Genomic DNA, 2,862 nt, shown 5'->3' with positions numbered 1-2,862 from the left:
CCCAGTTGCTGGATTGTAGACGTCCCCAAATCGTCCGCTTTTACCAGAAACTTTTTCCCCACCAATAAAGTGTGTCAACTCTTGTACTGTCATGTGTATCTCTCCCTTATCAAATTCTCTTTTCAGATTATTCTAACATTTAAAGTCGAAACAAGTAAAGATTTCTAACTTTATTAAACGGCGTTCAAAAAAGCGCTTACAAAATAACTGTAATAAAAAAGCGACTTTATGAACCCCTATACAATGCCTTAATCTGAATAGGTATTCATTTCCTCTCATATAATATATCATATTCTTTTCTGCAAGTATACCCCAATTTTTAACTCTTACAAAATCAACATTATTATAAATACAAAAGCATTCCTTGAATATACAAGAGTAAAGGAATGCTTTCATTTATTATTCTTCTTCAACTTGTTCTTCCGAGTCAGGCTGCAACACTTCCCCTAAACGCTCGCCAAGCTGATCGGTTATGTCAGAAATGCGTTTGTCGAGGTTTGCGAGCTTTTTCCCTTTTGCTTCTGCCGTCGGGTCGACATCCCAGAAACGATGCGCATCTAGTTCGAGTTCAATTTTAATCGTATTGCGCTCGCCGTCGAGTATGCTTTTAGACTGGTTCAACAATTGCATTTGATCGAGTGAAACCCCATGTTCAATAAGCCTGTCTGTCGTTTCCTCCGACTTTTTCTCTTGCGGTTTTTCCTTTTCCTTCTTTAATTCTTCCAATGCTTGCTCTCGCTCTTTCATCTGCTGCTTCAGCATGTTCATCTCGACGTCTTGAATTTGCTTGTCGATTTCTTTCAACTGTTCTTTAATGGTCGACAATTCCATACCCTTTTCCAGCGTCCGTTCAATCAAGTTGCTACGCATTTCTTGAATTTGCTCCCGCTTCTTCATCAACTGATCCATCACATTCGATTGACTTTTTGAAGAATCAAACAATTGACGCGCTTGAGCTCCGATTTGAATACGATCCCCTTGCTTCGGCTGAAATGTCACCGTCTTCTCCGTCACATACGGATGACTCACCCTCTGCACGCTCGGCTCTCTATGACTTAAAACAACCTTCACCCCGTCACCCCCTCATCCCAAGTGTATTATACCTAAATTTTACCTGAAAAGAAAAATAATTCAATCATTTTTAGTATATTTTTTAATCTTAAAGGGCATTGCTTCTTTAGGAAAGATTGAAAAGTGAGCAGCCTGGTAGACACGTGAATAAACATAGATTGATGCGTCATCGCTTATAGATTACCATCCTCACTATCATACGTCTTCAATGTACGCGATTCTTTATTTGTTGATCAGTTTTGAACACGCGATTCCTTTTCATTTTGAAATGATTGAATAATACATCGCACTTTCTTTTCACTATATCCTGTCAACATACTCAAAGTAGAGAGGCTTACACCGTTCTCATAGCCATTGCGAATTACTTTTGTCTTCACTTGTTGTCTTCCTTCTTTTATTCCTTCTTCCCTTCCTTTAGTTCGCGCATAGCGTAATCTTGACTCTTCATCCAACATCACTTTAAGACGATAAATTTTATCGAGTCTCACTTCAAATGGTTCATCCCACTCTTCCCAGCCATCCAATGTTTCCGTGAAATGTTCGTCTTTCATCGTTTTCTCCTCCAATTCCATGAATTCAAAATCCCGCTCAACGATTGTTGAGCGGAATAGAGGATTACTCCTCCTCTTCTTCAAAAGATTCGATGATATTTTCAACTTCTTTCTCACTATATCCTGTCAACATACTCAACGTAGTGACATCTAGCCCATTGCGATAACCATTGAAAATGGTATTTTTATTCGCTTCTCTTATTCCTTCTTCTCTTCCTTCTTCTCTTCCTTCTTCTCTACCCTTTTCTCTACCCTTTTCTTCACCTTTCATCATCGCATAGCGCAGCTTAGATTCTGTATCTAAAATGGTTTTGAGTCGTGAAGTGTAAGCCATTCTCATTTCAGGTGTTGCACTCAATTCGTCCCATGCCTCGAATGCTTCCATTAAACGTTCGTCTTTCATTGCTAACGCCTCCAATTCTTTATAAATTTCATCGTACACACGCTGCTTCCTTGCATCGACCATTCCTAACAATAAGAGCCATCGCACTAAAAGATCATCCCACGGATCAAGGGTTTCCTCATGCCACGCTTGAATGAACTTCTTCATCTCGATAAAATGAATTTCAAGTACGTCATCTTCAGGATGAAGTCGTTTCAGTACCGTATCTTCATATAAGTGATACGTACTGTGATAATAATCCGTTTGCGAAAACAATGTAAAATCACAAATGTTAATCGTAATCGTCGGGCGCAAATCTTGATACACTTCGCCTCGACGTAATTGTTCGGAAAACAATCGCGACCAATAATATAATGTGCGCTTCACCATGTCATTTTGATTCGACAGCTGCATCTCAATATTAATGAAATCATCGGTTTGAGTGCGGACGACGATGTCTAAACGCGATTGCTTGTCACCTACAAATTGCCCGCCGACTTCTTGATTGATAAAAACGATTTCTCGAATTGGATCGCGACCTGTCTTTTGTAAAATCGCGTTCAAAAATACGACCGTAATCTCCTTATTCTTCTCACTTCCAAACAATTGTTTGAATGCGTAATCCACTTTTAAATCCATTAACTTCTCTAAGGGGATTCGCCGTAAAGCACGTTTACTCATCTCATCATCTCCTCTGTTGCATTTCGGGATGACTTCGATTTTCTCACTCTTTTAGACAAAAACCACCTACTCTACTCACACATACTCTTCTTTTTAAACGGTCATATATATCCATATTATACCATGAATTTTAGTTGTGAGAATATCAATGAAGTCCATTCCCAAATGAATGAATAT

Annotated in this window: 3 protein-coding genes; all 3 read right to left on the bottom strand. The window is 39.0% G+C overall.

Translation table 11 applies throughout. The annotated features are described in order from the left end of the window. Positions 1–399 precede the first annotated feature (399 nt). The 3 genes from VIG73_RS03370 to VIG73_RS03360 all read right to left on the bottom strand — a co-directional run bounded on the left by VIG73_RS03370 (position 400) and on the right by VIG73_RS03360 (position 2,685). On the bottom strand, positions 400–1,071 hold the full coding sequence (locus VIG73_RS03370) for a hypothetical protein (protein ID WP_194562765.1): 672 nt from the start codon (positions 1,069–1,071) through the stop codon (positions 400–402). A gap of 233 nt (positions 1,072–1,304) precedes the next feature. Beyond that, on the bottom strand, positions 1,305–1,643 hold the full coding sequence (locus VIG73_RS03365; RefSeq protein ID WP_331639140.1) for a hypothetical protein: 339 nt from the start codon (positions 1,641–1,643) through the stop codon (positions 1,305–1,307). Positions 1,644–1,686: 43 nt separating this feature from the next. Continuing rightward, a complete protein-coding gene (locus VIG73_RS03360; protein ID WP_331639139.1) occupies positions 1,687–2,685 on the bottom strand; it encodes an Rpn family recombination-promoting nuclease/putative transposase in 999 nt (332 codons plus the stop codon). Between the last annotated feature and the right edge of the window lie 177 nt (positions 2,686–2,862).

This window comes from Cerasibacillus sp. (assembly GCF_036516575.1).
Classification (GTDB): Bacteria; Bacillota; Bacilli; order Bacillales; family Amphibacillaceae; genus Cerasibacillus.
Note: the sequence above shows the minus strand (reverse complement) of the source record. Positions and strands in the feature narration are given on the sequence as shown.

Coding starts and splice junctions, on each gene's coding strand:
- VIG73_RS03365 (WP_331639140.1), bottom strand. CDS start 1,643: ATGGAATTGGAGGAGAAAACGATGAAAGACGAACATTTCACGGAAACA.
- VIG73_RS03360 (WP_331639139.1), bottom strand. CDS start 2,685: ATGAGTAAACGTGCTTTACGGCGAATCCCCTTAGAGAAGTTAATGGAT.